Below are 953 nucleotides of genomic sequence, written 5' to 3'. Positions count from 1 at the left end.
CCCGGCAGGATGTCGTGGAACTGGTGGAGCAGCACGGTCTTCCAGATCCGGTCCAGCTCCTCGTACGGATACGGGGCACCGGTCCGCACCGCCGCCGTCGTCGCCCACAGCTCGGCCTCGGTCAGCAGGGCCTCGCTGCGCCGGTTGCCCCGCTTGGTCGCCGCCTGGCTGGTCAGCGTGGCGCGGTGCAGTTCCAGGTAGAGCTCCCCGACCCACACCGGCGGGTCCGGGTACTCGGCCCGCGCCTTCGCGAAGAAGTCGGAGGGGGACTCCCACCGGACGGACGGGGCACCGTCCAGACTGCGCAACCGGGCCGCCTTCGCGACCATCTCCCGTGTCGTGCCGCCGCCGCCGTCGCCGTAGCCGACCGGCGCGAGGGAGTGACGGGCGCTGCCCTTCTCCTTGAAGTTGCGGGCGGCGTGGGCCAGTTGGGCGCCGGTCATCTCGCAGTTGTACGAGTCGACGGGCGGGAAGTGGGTGAAGATCCGGGTGCCGTCGATGCCCTCCCAGTCGAACGTGTGGTGCGGGAAGGAGTTCGTCCTGCTCCAGGAGATCTTCTGGGTGAGGAGCCGGTCGGAGCCGGCGGCCTTGATGATCTGCGGGAGGCCGGCGGCGAAACCGAAGGTGTCGGGCAGCCAGGCCTCGTCGTTCTCGATGCCGAACTCGTCCAGGAAGAACCGCTTCCCGTGGACGAACTGGCGTGCCATCGCCTCCGATCCCGGCATGTTGGTGTCCGACTCCACCCACATGCCGCCGGCCGGCACGAAGCGGCCCTCGGCCACCGCCTTCTTGACCTTCGTGTAGACCTCGGGCCGGTGCTCCTTGATCCAGGCGTACTGCTGGGCCTGCGACATCGTGAAGACGAAGTCGGGCTCGTCCTCGAGCAGCCGGGTCATGTTCGACGCGGTGCGCGCGACCTTGCGGACCGTCTCGCGCAGCGGCCACAGCCACGC

The 953-nt window shown here is 69.7% G+C and carries 1 pseudogene; it reads right to left on the bottom strand.

The features are described 5' to 3' along the window. Nucleotides 1–953, bottom strand: a pseudogene (locus GTW43_RS01715) (alpha-mannosidase); the annotation flags it as partial.

Origin of the sequence: Streptomyces sp. SID5785 (genome assembly GCF_009870065.1) — a bacterium.
Classification (GTDB): Bacteria; Actinomycetota; Actinomycetes; order Streptomycetales; family Streptomycetaceae; genus Streptomyces.
Note: the sequence above shows the minus strand (reverse complement) of the source record. Positions and strands in the feature narration are given on the sequence as shown.